At 60.2% G+C, this 17,159-nt stretch carries 17 protein-coding genes; 6 read left to right on the top strand and 11 right to left on the bottom strand.

Going from position 1 to position 17,159, the window contains the following annotated elements; all coding sequences use genetic code 11:
* Positions 1-82: 82 nt before the first annotated feature.
* The 9 genes from VHO05_RS16515 to VHO05_RS16475 all read right to left on the bottom strand — a co-directional run bounded on the left by VHO05_RS16515 (position 83) and on the right by VHO05_RS16475 (position 8,255).
* Positions 83-1,846, bottom strand: coding sequence for an arylsulfatase (locus tag VHO05_RS16515; protein WP_329647710.1), 1,764 nt, complete (start codon positions 1,844-1,846; stop codon positions 83-85).
* A 216-nt stretch (positions 1,847-2,062) separates the two neighbouring features.
* Positions 2,063-2,656 (bottom strand): HdeD family acid-resistance protein, encoded by a 594-nt coding sequence (locus VHO05_RS16510; RefSeq protein WP_329647709.1) that lies wholly within the window; start codon positions 2,654-2,656, stop codon positions 2,063-2,065.
* Between the two features lie 2 nt (positions 2,657-2,658).
* Entirely contained in the window at positions 2,659-3,057 is a 399-nt protein-coding gene (locus VHO05_RS16505; protein WP_329647708.1) for a DUF1622 domain-containing protein, read from the bottom strand.
* 563 nt (positions 3,058-3,620) lie between these two features.
* The gene (locus VHO05_RS16500) at positions 3,621-5,180 is read right to left on the bottom strand and encodes an arylsulfatase (protein ID WP_329647707.1); all 1,560 of its coding nucleotides are present in this window, start codon (positions 5,178-5,180) and stop codon (positions 3,621-3,623) included.
* Positions 5,181-5,285: 105 nt separating this feature from the next.
* Positions 5,286-5,780: a DUF202 domain-containing protein gene (locus tag VHO05_RS16495; protein WP_329647706.1), complete on the bottom strand. Its 495-nt coding sequence runs from the start codon at positions 5,778-5,780 to the stop codon at positions 5,286-5,288.
* Complete coding sequence (locus tag VHO05_RS16490; RefSeq protein ID WP_329647705.1) at positions 5,777-6,283, bottom strand: hypothetical protein; 507 nt, start codon at positions 6,281-6,283, stop codon at positions 5,777-5,779. Before VHO05_RS16490 ends, VHO05_RS16495 begins: the two co-directional genes overlap by 4 nt.
* 37 nt (positions 6,284-6,320) lie before the next feature.
* Positions 6,321-6,968: a hypothetical protein gene (locus tag VHO05_RS16485; protein WP_414653794.1), complete on the bottom strand. Its 648-nt coding sequence runs from the start codon at positions 6,966-6,968 to the stop codon at positions 6,321-6,323.
* 17 nt (positions 6,969-6,985) lie between these two features.
* Entirely contained in the window at positions 6,986-7,306 is a 321-nt protein-coding gene (locus tag VHO05_RS16480) for a hypothetical protein (protein ID WP_329647704.1), read from the bottom strand.
* Positions 7,307-7,340: 34 nt separating this feature from the next.
* A complete protein-coding gene (locus VHO05_RS16475; RefSeq protein WP_329648188.1) occupies positions 7,341-8,255 on the bottom strand; it encodes a formylglycine-generating enzyme family protein in 915 nt (304 codons plus the stop codon).
* Positions 8,256-9,050: 795 nt separating this feature from the next.
* Between VHO05_RS16475 and VHO05_RS16470 the strand changes: the two genes are divergently transcribed.
* Positions 9,051-10,064, top strand: coding sequence for a SphA family protein (locus VHO05_RS16470; protein ID WP_329647703.1), 1,014 nt, complete (start codon positions 9,051-9,053; stop codon positions 10,062-10,064).
* 425 nt (positions 10,065-10,489) lie between these two features.
* Positions 10,490-10,645, top strand: coding sequence for a hypothetical protein (locus VHO05_RS16465; protein WP_329647702.1), 156 nt, complete (start codon positions 10,490-10,492; stop codon positions 10,643-10,645).
* Here VHO05_RS16465 and VHO05_RS16460 read toward each other — a convergent pair.
* Entirely contained in the window at positions 10,642-11,949 is a 1,308-nt protein-coding gene (locus VHO05_RS16460) for an NTP/NDP exchange transporter (protein ID WP_329647701.1), read from the bottom strand. The genes VHO05_RS16465 and VHO05_RS16460 overlap by 4 nt on opposite strands.
* Positions 11,950-11,977: 28 nt before the next feature.
* Positions 11,978-13,393, bottom strand: a complete 1,416-nt coding sequence (locus VHO05_RS16455; RefSeq protein ID WP_329647700.1) for a DUF6513 domain-containing protein — start codon at positions 13,391-13,393, stop codon at positions 11,978-11,980.
* Between the two features lie 204 nt (positions 13,394-13,597).
* On the opposite strand from VHO05_RS16455, the gene VHO05_RS16450 reads away from it, so the two are divergent.
* The 4 genes from VHO05_RS16450 to VHO05_RS16435 are packed head-to-tail and all read left to right on the top strand — an operon-like array spanning position 13,598 to position 17,140.
* On the top strand, positions 13,598-14,542 hold the full coding sequence (locus VHO05_RS16450; protein ID WP_329647699.1) for a metal ABC transporter substrate-binding protein: 945 nt from the start codon (positions 13,598-13,600) through the stop codon (positions 14,540-14,542).
* A complete protein-coding gene (locus VHO05_RS16445) occupies positions 14,539-15,441 on the top strand; it encodes a manganese/iron ABC transporter ATP-binding protein (protein ID WP_414653792.1) in 903 nt (300 codons plus the stop codon). Before VHO05_RS16450 ends, VHO05_RS16445 begins: the two co-directional genes overlap by 4 nt.
* Before the next feature lie 32 nt (positions 15,442-15,473).
* Entirely contained in the window at positions 15,474-16,292 is an 819-nt protein-coding gene (locus VHO05_RS16440; protein WP_329648186.1) for a metal ABC transporter permease, read from the top strand.
* A complete protein-coding gene (locus VHO05_RS16435) occupies positions 16,292-17,140 on the top strand; it encodes a metal ABC transporter permease (protein ID WP_329647698.1) in 849 nt (282 codons plus the stop codon). Before VHO05_RS16440 ends, VHO05_RS16435 begins: the two co-directional genes overlap by 1 nt.
* Positions 17,141-17,159: the final 19 nt, after the last annotated feature.

Genomic DNA, 17,159 nt, shown 5'->3' with positions numbered 1-17,159 from the left:
AGCACTTCCCAGGCAACAATTGCAGTTTGCACTTCGCTGCACACCGGGCGGCCGCTCCGGACCGCCCGGCATTGTGCCGTTCCTACTGACCCATCCTGTTCTTGACCGCTGCATCGACCATCTTCTTCACCGCATCGAGGTTGAAGGAAGCTGGGTCTTGCATCGGCGGATATTCGATCGCAGTTTTGGCCAATTTCTCGACCTCCTGCTGAACGCTCACGAAGCGCCAGAATTCTCGGGCGTAGAAGTCATTCATGTACCCGCCGCCGAGATCGTTGAGGCTTTGCTCTCCGATCGAAGGCGTTCGCTCGAACGGATCCTGACGAATGTTGACCATGACAGGCATGTCGGTCGTGATCTTGGCGCCGGGCCAACCTTGGGGCTGCTGGTAGAACTGGTATTTGAAGTTGTCGATGCGAATTGCACCGAGATGCGGCCCGCCGAAATAGAAGAATTCATGGCGCGCAGACGGTCCTTTGCCTTCGAGAAGGTCGAGCTGGTTGTAGCCATCGAGGTGATTTTTGTAGCTACGCTCGCCGAGCTTCACACCTTTCAGGAGTTGGTCGGTGATGCCGGGATTTCCGGCAGCTGCCACGAGAGTGGGGAACCAATCCAGGGCAGAGTAGATGCCGTTCTCGATAGTGCCCTGCTTGATGTGTCCCGGCCAGCGGGCGATACACGGCGCGCGGAAGCCGCCTTCCATAACCGTTCCCTTGGTGCCTTTGAACGGGGTCATTCCTCCGTCTGGCCATGTGAACACTTCCGCACCGTTATCGGTCGTGAAGACAACGATGGTATTGTCGGCTTCACCTATATCTTCCAGGTGCTTCAAGAGGGCGCCGACACTGTCGTCGATCTGCGCCATTCCTGCTTCCTCGAGACCATAGTTGGTCTCGCTGTTCATCAGCGCCTGATACTTCGGCGCCAGGAACGTCCACACATGCATGCGCGTCGCATTGTGCCAGACGAAGAACGGCTTGCCGTCCCTCTTGGCCTTGTCCATGAAGTCGCTCGACGCCTTAACCAGCACCTCGTCGAACGTGCCCATGTCGTATTTGGCCTTGGGCTTGATGTCGTGCATGTTCTGAATGTTGGACATGTCGGGATAGGGCGCCAGCGGGCCTTCATCCAGGATCTTTTGTTGGCCGATTTTGCCCCAACGCGGCTGCTCGGTCGTGTCGTCGGTGTCTGATGCAAACGAATGGACGATATTGCGCGGCCCGACTTTGTCTCGATACGCCTGATCGTTCGGGAACGAGTACCAGTAGGGGTCCGACATGGCGTCCAAGTGATAAAGGTAACCGAAGAACTCGTCGAAGCCATGCAACGTCGGAAGGTACTTGTTGAGGTCACCCAGATGATTTTTCCCGAATTGGCCAGTGGCGTAACCCAGTTCTTTGAGCGCCGTCGCGATGGTGCAGGCTTTGTCCGGCATACCGACGTCAGCGCCGGCTTGGCCAACCGTCGTCAGACCTGTCCGTAATGGAATCTCTCCGGTAATGAAGCTCGCGCGGCCCGCCGTGCAGCTGGCCTCGGCATAGTAGTCGGTGAAGAGCATGCCTTCGGAGGCAAGCTTGTCGAGGTTTGGCGTCTTGCCGGACATGATGCCCCGATGATAGGCACCCACGTTGAACCAGCCGACGTCGTCTCCCATGATGACGAGGATGTTTGGCTTGCCACCGGCGCCCCCCGGAGTTGCTGCGGGTTTCGGGGCTTGCGCCTCGGCAGTCGCAGTGCCCGTCGCTGCAAGCGCGAGCAGCGATCCGCTGCTTAGCAGAACGCTTCTCCGATCGAGTTGGAAATCCGTGTGAGAAACTAATTGATCGTCATCTTCTGTGTTCGGCATGGCGTGATCCTTTCCAGGTTGTCTGCCCTCGCCTCCAATGCTTCCAGTTCAATTGCCCCGTACACACTGGCAACAGGTCCAACGTCCTCCACGCGGGTTATCCGCGTGTCGCGTCGCGCCTCAGCTCTGCCTAAGACGCTCCACCAACCTGCTCGCTCAACTGCGCGGCGGACCGAATGGGACGTCCCGCACGCATCTAGGTCCTGAGCCAGCAGCCTAAATCTTCACCTCCGCGTGCTTCCGAAGCCGCATCGCAAAGGCGACCAAAAGAATGCCGTAGAAGATCGCGAAGCTGCCGATAACCAGCACAAGGGCCAATGCGCCAGCGCCGGGCCAGGCGATCAGCATGCATCCGAACGCGACCGCGAGAACGCCGCTCGCAATCAGAAGCCATTCGTCGTCGATTTCTTTGCGCAGCTTGATCGCACCGACGATCTCGAAGATCCCGCTCGCGATGGCCCATCCAGCAATGAAGTAAAGCAGAACGAGCCCCGTGATCTGCGGCCAGAGCAGTGTCAGAACACCGGCAGCGATGCCGAATATTCCGACGAGAGCGAGCCACCAGCGCGGAGCCGGTGCACCGCCGCGAATTGCGGCCACAATCGAAAGAATGCCGTCCGCAAACGCAAACGCGCCGTAGAGAAGCACGAGCGTCAAGAGCGTAATGCCGGGCCAGATGAAGGTGAGGATGCCAAAAATGATGGCCAGGATCCCGCGCAGCAGGATCAGCCCCCAGTTCCGCGCGAGGGCGTCCAGCATCGGACGCATTCTAACCGAGCCCGGGGGGAAAACGGCAGGGGAAGCTTGCATGTTTAGTCTCCTGTTATTGGCGCGGCCTGGGCCGCGTGTGAAAAGCCAATGCGTCCGCCATCCGCGTCCTGGCGCCGCCGCACGTCCTCCAGATCACGTTCGAGGAAGTAGTTGAGGAACGTCCGGATCACAGCGATCGCGCCGACCCGTGCGACGGACTCCCAGTCGGTTGTGATCGACGTTTCGATGATGTCGGCTGCGAGCTGAAAGGTGAGCCCCGCAACGAGCCAGCGCCCGTAGCGCAGCCAAACGTCCCGCCGCTCATGCCCCGCGCGTGACGTCAACAGAACAACCAAGCCCGAAAAAAACGCCTCGATGGTGCCGGCGACGATGATGAGCAAGGCCATCATGTCGATGACCGGAATGACTGCTTTTGTGATGTCCACCAGCCAGCCTTCCATCAGCCCTCTCCTACCCGCCGACTCGTTTGCGAGCTGCCGCCCGATCGTCGAACACGACGCGCCAGTCGCTTAATGGCTTCCAAGTCAAACCGTCAGCCGAGGACCGGATATCACTCATGCGGATTTCTCCCGCAAAACGGCGCCCGCCCTGGTCGCGCACGCTGAACGCGAAAAGAACCGTGCACACCCGACCGGCTGCGACCAAATTTGCCTTGGAAGGAAACCCCGCCCATGCAACCGTGACCGGGTAAAACGGGTCTTTCGGGGGAAAGTCTCATGCCACTTGATGGAATGCCTCACGGTGAGGAACCGCACGGTCCGTGGTGCACGAGCTGCAAGGCGCCGATAACCGAGCACCAGCGCACAGTGCGCATCCGGTTTGCGAATGATCCGCATGGGTTTCGCGGGCTGACCGGCGAGTACCACGAAGAGTGCAGTAAACCCTTCGCGTCGATGGCCCACGCCCTCGACATGCTTTCGTTCCGAAGATTTTGAGCAGCTGGTCATTGCTGGACCCATCAACAGTGGTGGCGGCGAGATCGCTCCCGCCGCCCTGATCGAGCTCAGTCGCCGCTTGCTGATTCCGTCATCTTCCTCATCGCATCATCGACGGTGAAGGTGTTCGGGCGCTGCACGGCCGGAAATTCTTTGAAGGTCTCCACAAACTTCGCCATCGCGGCCTGTGCCGCGTAGATGAAGTAGGCGTTGTGGATCATCCAATCCCAGTATGAGTTCGACGTAATGTCGGCGAACTCGTAGGGATCGGTGCGAAGATTGAAGATCTTCGGCAGGCGCAACCGCGTGAACGGCTCGGCCCACACTTGCATCGTGCCCTTGCAGCGCTGCTCCATAAAAACAACTTTCCAGTTGTCATAGCGCAAGCCAAGGACGTCGCCGTCGTCACTGACATAGAAGAAGAACGGGCGCGGGCTTTCTTTGATCTCGCCGGTGAGGTACGGCAACAGGTTGAAGCCATCGATGTGGTTCTTGTAGGTGCGGCCGACCGCCTTGTATCCAGTCTTCAACTTCTCGATGACGTCGGACGCACCCGCTGCGGCGAGGAATGTCGGCAACCAGTCATGGTGCTGCACAATACCGTTAGCGATAGAGCCAGCCTTGATCTTGCCCGGCCAACGGACGAGCTGCGGAACACGGAAAGCGCCTTCCCAATTGGTGTTCTTCTCGCTGCGGAACGGCGTCATGCCGCCGTCCGGCCATGAATTGCGATGCGGCCCGTTGTCGGTCGAGTAAACAACCATCGTATCATCGGCAATGCCGAGCTCGTCGAGCAGATCGAGCATCTGACCGACGTTGTTGTCGTGGTCGATCATGGTGTCATGGTAAGGCGACTGCCAGCGTCCCGCCTGTCCGTAACTTTTCGGCTTCGTGTGCGTAATGAAGTGCATATGCGTCGTGTTCAGCCACACGAACCAAGGCTTGCCGTCCTTTTCCTGCCGCTTGATGAAATCGGATGCCGCTGCCACAAACTCGTCGTCACACGTTTCCATGCGCTTCTTGTTGAGCGGCCCGGTATCCTCGATCTTTTGTTTCCCGACTTTGCCCCAACGAGGCATCTCGGTCGGATCGTCCTTGTCGGTCGCCCAGGAATGGATGACTCCGCGCGGGCCGAAGGTCTTGCGGAAATTCGGAAAGTCCTTCTCGCTCGGATAATCATACATCTCCGGCTCTTCCTCAGCGTTGAGGTGGTAGAGGTTGCCGAAAAATTCATCGAAGCCGTGATTGGTCGGCAGCATGTGATTCAAGTCGCCGAGATGGTTCTTGCCGAACTGGCCTGTGGCGTAGCCTTGCTCCTTAAGCAACGCAGCGATGGTAACAAGCTTGTCCGACATGCCGACCGGTGCAGCAGGAATGCCAACCTTCGATAATCCAGTGCGAAGCACACTCTGTCCGGTGATGAAGGACGAACGGCCTGCGGTGCAACTCTGCTCGCCGTAGCTGTCAGTGAACAGCATGCCCTCCTTGGCGATGCGGTCGATATTGGGCGTCTGATAGCCCATCAATCCATGGGTGTAACAACTCAGGTTCGATTGCCCGATGTCGTCGCCCCAGATGACGAGGATGTTTGGCTTGGCCGACTTTCCGCCCTTAGGTGCTTTAGCCATTACGCTTACTCCTTACCTCATGCGACCGTTCCTCCCCCCGATGTTCGTTTCCCCCAGCTACGCCCGGCTCTCCTTCTATCCACTCGGCATCTGCACGCTCCTCCCTCAGCCAAACGGCCCAGAATGAAACACCATACTGACAATGGCGAAGATCCCGATCAGCAGCAGAATAATCGCGGTGATCAGTGTGAGTGACGGCGGGAATTTGCTTTCACCGTGTACAAGACCTTCTTCAACCATCGCCACCCGTTGCTCGCGCAAATGCACCATGAACTGCAGGTGATAAATGATGCCGCCGATCAGCATGATGATACCCAGCAGCACCAGCGTGACGCCGAAGTTGCGCGCCGCGCCCGCATGCGTGATGACGCTCTGATCCCGCAATTTCTCGAACACCTGGAAGATCGTGAAGCCGAAGGAAATCAGCGATAGCGACGTGCGGATCACCGACATCAACGTGCGGTCGGCGCTCATGCGCGTCCGCTGGAACGACATGCCCGTGCGACGCGACGACAGCTCAACAGATATCTGATCGGGATTCGAGGCGCGCGTGACGACCGTCTCAACCCCACCGGAACCAACTTTCTTGCCGTCGGTCATGTCGCGCTCCCGGTCGATGAGTGTTGCATCCATCGGCTTGCCAATCGCTCGACTGGCCCGCGAATGAGGAGATAGGGAACGAAGGCCAACACGAGCGCGACGATGAGGGCCTCGACGGGATAGAATGTGCCGAAGACTTTCATCTGGTAGATCGCGTCCATGCCCAATCCGAGCAGGATGATCCGTGCTGTCGAGACCAGACCTTCTTGAAGGCGTGCACCGCGCTTCGTGGGATTGCTGAGCACAGTCCAGAAGTACGGAGAACGGCCGAGCCGCGCATCGTTGAGTCCGTCACCAATGGCCGCAACAGTCGCCATGATCGGCTGCAGGATGAAGCGGAAGGACATTGGCCCGGCGGGCCGGCCGGTGAGGTCGTGCCACATCCGCTGCAGGCTTTCGGTTGAAGCGCCGTACCAGATGCCACCCAGCGCAAGCAGTATGACTGCAAGCAGCACGACTGCTTCTGCCAGAACGCTGGAGCTGCTTGTCGTCCCGCCTGCCATCATGGCTTCTCGCTTCGTTGCACGAACATGCGACTCCTCAACGGCACGGCGGGAAGGGGTAATAGCCGCAGCGCACGCCGTAGATGGGAGCCGCGACGGCACCCGCGTACCACGCACCGCGATAGCCACGGCGCGCCGCGCCGGCAAATGAACGCGGCGTCAGGGGCCGCCCGATAATGTCGATGAACACAGCGGCGGCACCGTCGGCACCGGCCAAGTCGCCTTCCAGCACATCCACGTCGAATGTGAGCTTGTCGCCCTCGAGCTTCGGTGACTTGAGAACGACAACCGCATCGCGAATGCTGGCCCCATCCTTGCTGAACCCTGACACCGTTGCGTTGGGCGGATCTTGCGCAAAGTTGTCGTGACCCGAGTTCCAATCCTCGATGAGATGAGCCGTCGTATCGTGGCCGGCCGCCCGGACGGGACGATCCGCGAACACGATCGAGTTTGGCGACACCCCAATCAGCGTCAGTTTCTGACCCTGCAGCGTCACACCGTTGGCGTTGATCACAATCAATGACGGTACGATCTCCGTCTTGGCTTGCCCGATGGTCTTCTGAAGCGGCACGTGCTGTTGAGGCGCCGGCTCCACCTGCGCCATGGCGCTTCCGCCGAACACAAGCACCATTCCGGACGCGACGAGTGCGGTCCTAAATCGCGCAAATCTAATGTTTTGAAACATGATCCACTCCGAGCACATCAGCGGCAATAGTCGTAGTACCGGTTGCGCCAGTACGCGCTGCCGGTGCCCTTCCATTTGCGGTAGTAGTAATTGCAGTTGCCGGCCGTCCCGACCGCTGCAGCCGTCGCAGCGACTCCAGCCGCAACCCACACACCATTCACCCACCGGCCACGACGCCAATAGTTGCGCCCGACGACACGACCCGGACGAACGTGAACGTGACCGACATGCGACCGGACGTGAACGCCACCGATCCTTCGTGCATCCGCATCGGGGACCGCAGCGAGCGATAAAAGAAGAACGCCTATCGTAAGGACGAGGGAAGCTCTCGAAGTCATAGCGCTCTCTCCTTGTGTTACCGGCTTGGGTCAGTCACGCCCGTCGAACGACGCATCGGAACCCAACGTGGCTTGTGGACGTGTCGATCGGTTCGGGATGCCGGGCAGCCGGCCGATAGCGTCGGCAATAATTCGGCGCACAAAGATGAGAGCCACCCTTCAGAACCTTGCGTGGAATTCGAATGGTGGGCTGACAGGGATCGTAGCTGGCGTCGCGCGAAGGGCCGCGCGGGTTCTCGGGAATGCAGCAAGCCTTGGGAGCATCTGCCGGGTGCTTCGGCGCATACCAGTCAGTCGTCCACTCCCAGACGTTGCCGACCATGTCGTAGAGGCCGTAACCGTTCGGCGGAAACGCCTTCACGGGTGAGGTGCGCTCGTATCCATCGAGCTTCAGGTTCTCGTGAGGAAAGGCGCCCTGCCAGGTGTTCGCCAGATGCTTGCCTTCCGGAGCAAATTCATCGCCCCAGGCAAACTCGGCGCCGTCCAGCCCGCCGCGCGCTGCAAATTCCCACTCTGCCTCCGTCGGAAGCTCCTTGCCCGCCCAGGCGGCGTACGCCTCAGCGTCCTTGTAGGCGACATGAACGACGGGATGATCGTCGAGACCTTTCGTCCAGCTCCCGCGACCATAGGGATGGCGCCAGTTCGCGCCGAAGCGGAACTCCCACCACTGGCTCCAGTCCCGCAGGTTCACCTGACTACCAGGAGGCTGAAACACCAGAGACCCGGCCTTCAGCATGTGCGGAAGCGCTCCGGGATAGTCTTCGGCCTTGGGAGCGATCTCGGCGAACGTCACATACCCGGTAGCATCAACAAATCGCCGGAATTCGGCATTCGTGACCGGTGTCACGTCGATCCAAAATCCATCCACCGTTACCCGGTGAACCGGCGCTTCTTCCGCATAGTGCCGGTCGGACCCCATGCGAAAGGTTCCTCCGGAAATAAAAACCATTCCGTCTGGAGCGCGACCTTCAGCAGGGGATGGCCTTGTGGGGGCTTCCGGCAGGACAGTCATTGCGAACCTCAGAGCAAAACGCTGACTCCAGTCTTCCAGACGCCTGCAGGCGCAGCTTCAAGTGCATTCTGTGTATGCCGACAATTCGAATGCAAACTAGTGATCAGACAAAGTAACGTCCCGCTCATCAACGCTGTGCAATTTCGAAAATCATGGTCTCGAAATCGTAGCCACGCACCCAACCGGCCTTAACCGATCAAGTGCCCGTGAATGCAATGAATAGGAAAAACAAAGCCACCCCAAGCGCAGGGGCCAATGCCGCCAACATCGACGAAGTGGCGAGGTCGCGCATAAGCATAGCCGATCCTCCCGAAGCAGACACTACGAGTATGAATTAATGAAAAGTCTCGCGGAGGCGCGAGGAAGCGATTGAGAATTCGGAGAAATAAGAAAAATCGGGCGATCGACACTTGGGTCGAAACAAACACAGTTCCATACCAGCCTCCAAGCCGGTTATGGCAGCTCCCGTATCCCGTTGGTTCAACTCTTGACTCTGAAACCCATGTTTTGCAACGCAATTTAGTACGGCCAGTTCCATTCTTTGGTGCAACGTAAACTCAGAACCCGCAGCGTTCCGCGCTTATCTCGCAAGTGGGTATATTTGAACGCATTCAAGCATTACCCGGTGCACCTGGCAGCCGCGCCACCGCCAGCCGTCCAAATCAGAGTAAATTCCCACACGACCTTGATTCGCTGATTGCCGGTAAGCAGGACATTTGCATGGGAGCGACCATGAGGTTGAAACGTTCTGTATTGCCCGTGATCGCATTCGCCTGCGGAGCTCAAACGACAAGCGTGGAAGCGGCAGAAAACGCCGCCGGCTTCTACTTGCTGGGCGCCAAAACGGCGATGGCCGGTTACGTGCCGCCGCCCGGCACCTACCTAACCGACCTCAATTATGCGTACGCGGGAGATGCGAGCGGCCAAGCCGCCGTCGGCATCGCGTTGCGCCAGACCGGCAACATTACTCTTGAAGCCGACGTCAGCATCGACGCCGCAGCCTACATAAACGCGCCTATCGTGACGTGGATTGCACCTGAGAAGGTCCTCGGCGGCAACGTTGGCTTTGGCATCATGGTGCCCTTCGGTTCCAAGAAGGTCGACATCGGCATTGATACGCTCGCAACCGTGACCCTGCCGAACCAAACGATCATCGGTCCCGGCAGACATTTCGACATCGACGACGATACCTTCAACCTCGGCGATCCCGTTCTGAACGCTCTAATTGGCTGGCATCAGGGCAATTGGCACTGGACGGTAGGAGCATTGATCAATGTCCCGATCGGACCGTGGGAAAGGGACAGCATCACCAATCTGTCGTTCCACCATTGGGGCGTGGACACAACGGGAGCTGTCACGTGGCTCGATCCGGCCCGCGGACACGAGATATCGGTCGCGACTGGGTTTACGTTCAATTGGGAAAACCCGGATACCGACTACAAGACCGGAACCGAGTTCCACGTCGAGTGGGCGCTGATCCAGCACTTCTCCAAGACATTTACGCTCGGCCTGGCGGGTTATCACTATCAGCAGATCTCAGGAGACAGCGGCGTGGGCGCCACGTTGGGCCCCTTCGAAGGTCGCGTCACTGCGCTTGGCCCCATCCTGACCTATACGTTCGAGTGCGGCAAGATACCGGTCACAACACAACTCGAGTACATGCACGAGTTCGACGTCGAAAACCGGGCAGAGGGAGATATGGGTCTTCTCAACATTGCCTTCCCTCTTTCCGTCCCTGGTCATTGATCGACAATCCAGCTGCACCCCACACCCCAGGCTGGGCGTGCATGAGGGAACGTTCACAATCGGCTCACGTTCTTGCCAACAAATGGGGGGTGGATCCGTCAAGACCGGGTGAGACAGCGATGGCAAAGAATGCACATGCGAGGCAGGCGCCCTCGACACCCCCTAAGCGCAGACGTCCCAACCAAAAAATTGGCTCCGATATCGGTCAGCCGGTGAAGCCGGTTCGGAAAAAGAAAAACGCTCCAGGACCAAGCAAAGGCCCGAGCCCCTCTCTTCCGTCACGCGAGCAGATCGAGAAGATCCTTCGCTGACCGCGCCTATGGTTCCTACGACCTTACAACTACGGAACGCCTCCCGACGGAAACTTTCCCCCGCGCTCGATGAGGCGTAGCTTCTTCGCTGCCCAAGTCGCAACGGAGCTCGCCGTGGCGAATTTGAAAATCACATGCGCGCTGATCGTCCTGCTGAGCGGCATGGCCGCCACTCTCGTGGCGCATCGCGCGCAGGCAACTGTCCAGGAAGAAAGCTGCATCGAGCCGGATATCGAATACCCGGTGCCGTGCGACGACGATGACGACTAACCCTCGCCCCGCTCTAGAAGCCGTGATTTCAACGCGCGATCGAACTGCCGCGAGAGCGCAAACCAAAGACCTGCAACAGGAATGGACGCGAGCGCCACAGCGCCCAACGGCAAACCCAGCGCTTTCGTCAGACCGTTGAACACCGCGCCCGACAGCGCATCCCCTCCCCGATACACGACAGTATCAATGAAGTTCTGCGCCTTGTAGCGCTCGTCCACATCGACCGCCGTGTAGAGAACCTTAGTCGCGGGATTCGAGAGCGCGAACGCAGCCACCCGCTCGGCGACCATGATCGCCGCGACGACGTGCAGTTCCGGCCAAGCCGCGTAAACGGCTAGCCCAACGACGGTCAAGACCGGAAGCACGGACGCGGCAACGCCCACGCCCCACCGCGCCATCACACGACCCGTAACGAACACCTGCACCAATGCGCTCAGAACGCTCGTGATGAGATCACGCTCGGCGAAGAACTGAACGCGCGCGCCAGCGTCGCGTATTGTCTCGCCCGCCAGACGCGACTGCTCGAGATAGAAGAAGGTCGACAGCAGATTGGCAATCAGGATGTAGACCGCGATCCGCAATATGTAGGGATCGCGAAACACGCGTTCCGCACCGGACAGAAGCGTCCGCAGTGTTGGTGGCTGCTCGGAAGCCGTCCCATCGCGCACGCCCCCCGCAACGGTTCTCAGCCCGACCGACAACGCAGCCGCGACGACAAAAACGAGCGCGGCCATCAGCAGGAGATTGTCCTGCCCAACGATCGGGACCAGCCCATTGGCTGCAAATGGCCCAGCAATCGCACCGACTGTACCGCCCGCAGCAATGAACCCGTAGAGCCTCTTGGCTTGTCCACTGTCGTAGATATCGGACATCAGAATCCAGAACAGCGACACCACAAACAGGTTGAACACGCTGCCGAACACGAAGAACGCGCCGCCCAGCGTTGCTCCACCGTCGCCGCGCAACGTAGCCCAGAAAAACAGCATCAACCCGACGAACAGCCAGTAGAGGGCGGGAAGCACAGCGGAACGCGGAAGACGCGCGACGATCCACGCGAAGACCGGCACTGCGGCCAGCATCACGAGGAACACCAGAAGAAACCAGAACTGCCGTTGATCCGCCGTGGCCTCCGCGCTGACATTCTCGCGTATGGGACGGATGAGGTAGTAGCCACACAGCACGAGCGCGAAGGTCATGAACGACCCGAGCGTGACCGCGAATTCGGAAGCGCGAATGTCGACGGCTCGCCGCAGCACACCGAGCACCGTCGAGCCGTCGCGCTCCTGCTCCTTGGCCTGATCCATCTGCGCTTCCCCCTGCCGCAGCGTCGCTTCAGTCCTGCTCGGACTTCGCACCCTTCTGAAGCGTCGCCCCCGCTTCCTTGAATTTCATGAGGTGCGCGTCGTCGGCCGAACCCTTGGTCTCCGCCACCACCCCGAACTCCAGGGGCTCGTCCTGCGCATAGCGCTTCCCAAGGCGGTACGCGATCTCCGCGCGCGCCGTCTCGACGCCGAGATAGAACGCGTGCGCGGCATCGGTCCGGACATCCAAATGCGGGAAAAGCTTGAACGGATCGTCGGCAACGTGATGCCCGTTCTTGTTGTAGATGTGGATGCCATCCTCGGCGACCTCGATGCGATAGTTCGCATCGCGGATCTGCAACGCCAGCGTCTTGATCTCATCGGACGTCGTCGCGAAACCCTTCCGGTCGCGCAGCGCCATCAGACCGCCGCCAAACCCCTGCGGCAGGGAGTTGGCTTTGCGCGCCGCGAAAAACTCCCGCCGCGCGCGGTCGAACTCGCGCACCGCCGTACGGCAGTGGGGGCTCACTTGCACCGCCAGCACCGCCGTAATGTCGAGCTCCGAGCAGAGACCCATCAGGATCGCATTGATGCCGGTGGTATCCGCGTCCGTCAGTTCCGTCACGTTGCCGATGCCCATGAGTATCGGCACATCCGGCCGCCGTTTCCTGAGATCGATGTAGCGAGCGACGGAAGCCGCAAACCCGTAATGGATGGGATCGAGGATGGGATCCGCATAGAATGGCTTGCCCTTCGCGATCATCATGTCGATCGCGCGGTCGAGCGAGGCGGCGTCCGCGGCCCCCGCCGAAACCAGGATCGGAACCGCCGGGCCTTCGTCCGCAATGTCGATGGTCTTCTCGGACAGGCTCAGCAGAAAGTCGGCTCCGGCCTTGGTCGCACGCGAAAGCTCCTCGGCATTGAAGGAGTCGACGCTGACCCGCACGCCATCGGCATGCAGCGCCGCGATGGACTCTTCGAGATGCGGAAATGGACTGTCCGGCAGGCACCCGAGATCGATGACATCCGCGCCGTCTGCCCGCAGAATACGCGAGCGCTCCACGATTTGCGCGGGGGTCATCAGGGTTGCATCGACGATCTCCGCGAAGATCGTCATGTTGTATTGCGAGAGATCGACCTTCTCTTTCGCGTGTCCCAGGTATTCCGGAAGATCGGCCACCTCATCGGGCCCGCGCTCGAAACGTGTCCCGAAGTGATCGGACAGACGCTCCAGGTCACCCCGAAAACGGCCCGGCATCACGACGCGGTCGGCGCCTTCCGGGAGCGTCAGACGCCGCTCCACGATATCCGTCGTCATCAGCGCGGCGACCTTGACGCCGACATTCGCGACTACAGGGTCGAGCGCGTCGCTAGCCACCTGCTCCGCCACACGCTTGACGCGCGGCTCCGCCAGCGATCCCGTAACAAGCACAACACGCTCGGCCATCCATGCCTCTCTCTTCCGACCCGCCGATGTCGCTCATGGCACGCAAGGCCCGGGGAATGCAACGTTCTCTCCCGATCCGTCTTACCAACTGGGGACTATGACATGAATCGTCGTCCAACCTACGGACCCCACGCGGAGAGCCTCATTGACAGTTGCAAATCATTCGCATAAGCATGTAATGGTAAGTTCCGCCAGGAGCCTTGAATGCCGCACTCAGAAAACCGCCGCACGCGCCGAATAATTCTCGGCAGCGCGGTTATCGGCATTCTGGCTCTCGCGCTCGCAGCCCTCTCCGGAACGCCTAGCCCGGGCGACAAGGCCGAAGGCCCGAAGAAATTCCGGGTCGTCACCACGTTCACGATCATCAAGGACATCGCCCAGAACATCGCCGGCGATGCCGCTGTCGTGGACTCCATCACCAAGCCCGGCGCCGAGATCCACGACTACCAGCCAACCCCGCACGACATCGTCAAGGCTCAAGATGCAGATCTGGTGCTGTGGAACGGCATGAACCTCGAACGCTGGTTCGAGAAGTTTTTCGACAACGTCAGTGACGTCCCAAGCGTGGTCGTGAGCGAGGGCATCGCGCCGATGGGGATCACCGAAGGCCCCTACACCGGGAAGCCCAACCCGCACGCCTGGATGTCGCCGTCGAACGCCCTCATCTACATCGAGAACATCCGCAAGGCCCTTGTCGCGCACGATCCCGCCAACGCGAACACGTACAACGCCAACGCCATAGCCTACACGGCCAAGATCAAAGGCCTGGACGCGCCGCTGCGCGCTCGCATTGCGTCGGTGCCCGAGGCACAACGTTGGCTTGTCACCAGCGAAGGCGCTTTCAGCTACCTCGCACGCGACTACGACATGCACGAAGCCTTCCTCTGGCCCATCAATGCCGACGAGCAGGGTACCCCGCAGCAGGTCAAACGCGTCATTGACCTCGTTCGCGCCCACAACATCCCCGTCGTGTTCAGCGAGAGCACGATTTCGGACCGCGCGGCCAAACAGGTGGCGAAGGAAACCGGCGCGCAGTACGGTGGCGTGCTTTACGTCGACAGCCTCAGCGCCGCAGATGGTCCCGTGCCGACATACATCGACCTCCTGAAGACGACGGTTGAAACGATCGCCGAAGGCTTCACCTCGTGAAAGATGGCCGCGAAACGCCGGGCACACTGCCCTCGATTATTGCTCGGGACGTTACCGCCATCTACAGCAACGGCCACACCGCCCTGAAAGATGTGTCTTTTGAGCTGAAAGCAGGGACTATCTGCGGCCTGGTCGGTGTCAACGGCAGCGGCAAATCCACCCTGTTCAAAACCATCATGGGTTTCGTGCGCCCCTCGCAAGGCGAGGTCCGTATCGCCGGGCTGCCGGTCAACGATGCGCTGAAGCGCAATCTAGTCGCCTATGTTCCCCAGAGCGAGGACGTCGACTGGAACTTCCCCGTCCTCGTCGAGGACGTTGTCATGATGGGCCGCTACGGCCACATGGGTTTCTTGCGCATTCCGGGACCGGAAGACCGCCGCAAGGTCGACCAAGCGCTCGAGCGTGTCGGCATGACCGCCTTCCGCTCCCGCCAGATCGGTGAACTCTCGGGCGGCCAGAAGAAGCGCGTTTTCCTTGCACGCGCCCTCGCCCAGGAAAGTCCGATCATCCTGCTAGACGAGCCGTTCACCGGCGTCGATGTAAAAACCGAAACCGCAATCATTGAGCTGCTACGGGATCTTCGGAAGCGCAACCACCTCATGCTCGTCTCGACGCACAATCTCGGCAGCGTGCCCGATTTCTGCGACCAGGTTGTGCTGATCAACCGCACGCTGTTGGCCGCTGGCCCCACCGCACAGACGTTCACACAGGCCAACCTTGAAAAAGCCTTTGGCGGCGTGCTGCGCCACTTCAGACTGGCCGGTTCCGCACTCCACGCCGACGACGATCCACGCTCCGTTACGGTTCTGACCGACGACGAGCGCGCACTCGTCTTCTACGGAGAGCAAAACGGCACCGCCACACGCAAACCCGCCACGAAGGAGGAGGCGGAGTCGTGAGCGAACTCCTCGTCCCATTCGGCTACGACTACATGCTGAAGGCCATCTGGGTCAGCGGCTTGGTCGGCGCGACATGTGCGTTCCTTTCCGCCTACCTCATGCTGAAAGGGTGGTCGCTGATGGGCGATGCGCTTGCCCATTCCATCGTACCGGGCGTGGCAGGTGCTTATCTGCTCAAGATCCCGTTCGCGCTCGGCGCCTTCTTCGCCGGGTTCCTGGCCGCCATCGGCATGTGGTTCGTACGCCAGCAATCGAAGCTGCGCGAAGATGCCGTCATTGGCATCGTGTTCACGTCGTTTTTCGCGATGGGTCTGCTCCTGGTCTCGATCAACCCCACAGCCGTAAATGTGCAGTCGATCGTCCTCGGAAACATCCTCGGCATTTCCGACGAGGACGCCTTGCAGGTCGTCATCACCGCAACCATCACGCTCACGATCCTGGTTCTGAAATGGAAGGACCTGATGGTCGTGTTCTTCGATGAAAGCCATGCCCGCTCGGTCGGCCTCAACCCCGTTGCGCTCAAGTTGCTCTTCTTCACGCTGCTGAGTGCATCCGCGGTGGCCGCCCTGCAAACCGTCGGGGCCTGCCTCGTCATCGCGATGGTGGTGACACCGGGTGCGACCGCCTACCTGCTGACTGACCGCTTCGAGCGGCTGCTCATATTGAGTGTCGCCTTCGGTGCGGGCACGAGCATGCTCGGCGCCTACATCAGCTACTTCCTGGACGGCGCCACGGGTGGCGTCATCGTCACGCTGCAAACGCTGCTGTTTCTCGCTGCATTTGTCTTCGCCCCGAAACATGGCGTGCTCGCCGCACGTAGGCAGAGCCGCCAGGCGCAAGGACCCGCCTGATGCAGATGCTCCTCGATTTCTTCGTGGTGCCCCTCTCCTACCCGTTCATGCAGCGGGCCGTCGTCATCGCCATTCTGATCGGCGCAGTATGCGCGGTTCTCTCGTGCTACCTCGTCCTGCGCGGCTGGTCGTTGATGGGAGACGCCATCTCGCACGCGGTGCTGCCGGGAATCGTGATCGCCTTCGTCCTGGGGCTTCCGCTGTCAGTCGGCGCCTTCGCGGCCGGGCTCTCCTGCGCGGTCCTCACAGGCTACCTCAAGGAAAACAGCCGCGTGAAGGAAGACACGGTAATGGGCATCGTGTTCTCAGGCATGTTCGGCCTCGGGCTCGTGCTCATGACCAAGATCGAAACCGACCAGCACTTGAACCACATTCTGTTCGGCAACATGCTGGGTGTGACCTGGCGCGATGCCATCGAAACTGGCCTCATCGCCGGCGGCACACTGCTCGTCGTGCTCGCCAAACGGCGTGATCTTCTCCTCTATTGCTTCGATCCCCAGCACGCCCGCGCCATCGGCCTCCCGGTCCGCGTCATTCACTACGGTCTGCTCGTGCTCTTGGCGCTCACCATCGTCGCCGCACTCAAGGCGGTCGGCGTGATCCTGGTCGTCGCCATGCTCGTAACGCCCGGTGCGACGGCCTACCTGCTGACGGATCGCTTCGAGCGTATGCTAGCCATAGCCACGGCAGTCGCTGTCGGCTCAAGCGTCCTCGGCACGCTCATCAGTTTTCACATCGACGGCGCGACGGGTCCCTGCATCGTCCTCATCCAGGCCGCCCTATTCCTGACCGCCTTCCTCTTTGCGCCCCAAAGCGGACTTCTGCGCCGCAAGCACATCACGCCCTGATCAAGCTCTTAACGATTTG

This window comes from Hyphomicrobium sp., from assembly GCF_036262015.1.
Classification (GTDB): Bacteria; Pseudomonadota; Alphaproteobacteria; order Rhizobiales; family Hyphomicrobiaceae; genus Hyphomicrobium_C.
Note: the sequence above shows the minus strand (reverse complement) of the source record. Positions and strands in the feature narration are given on the sequence as shown.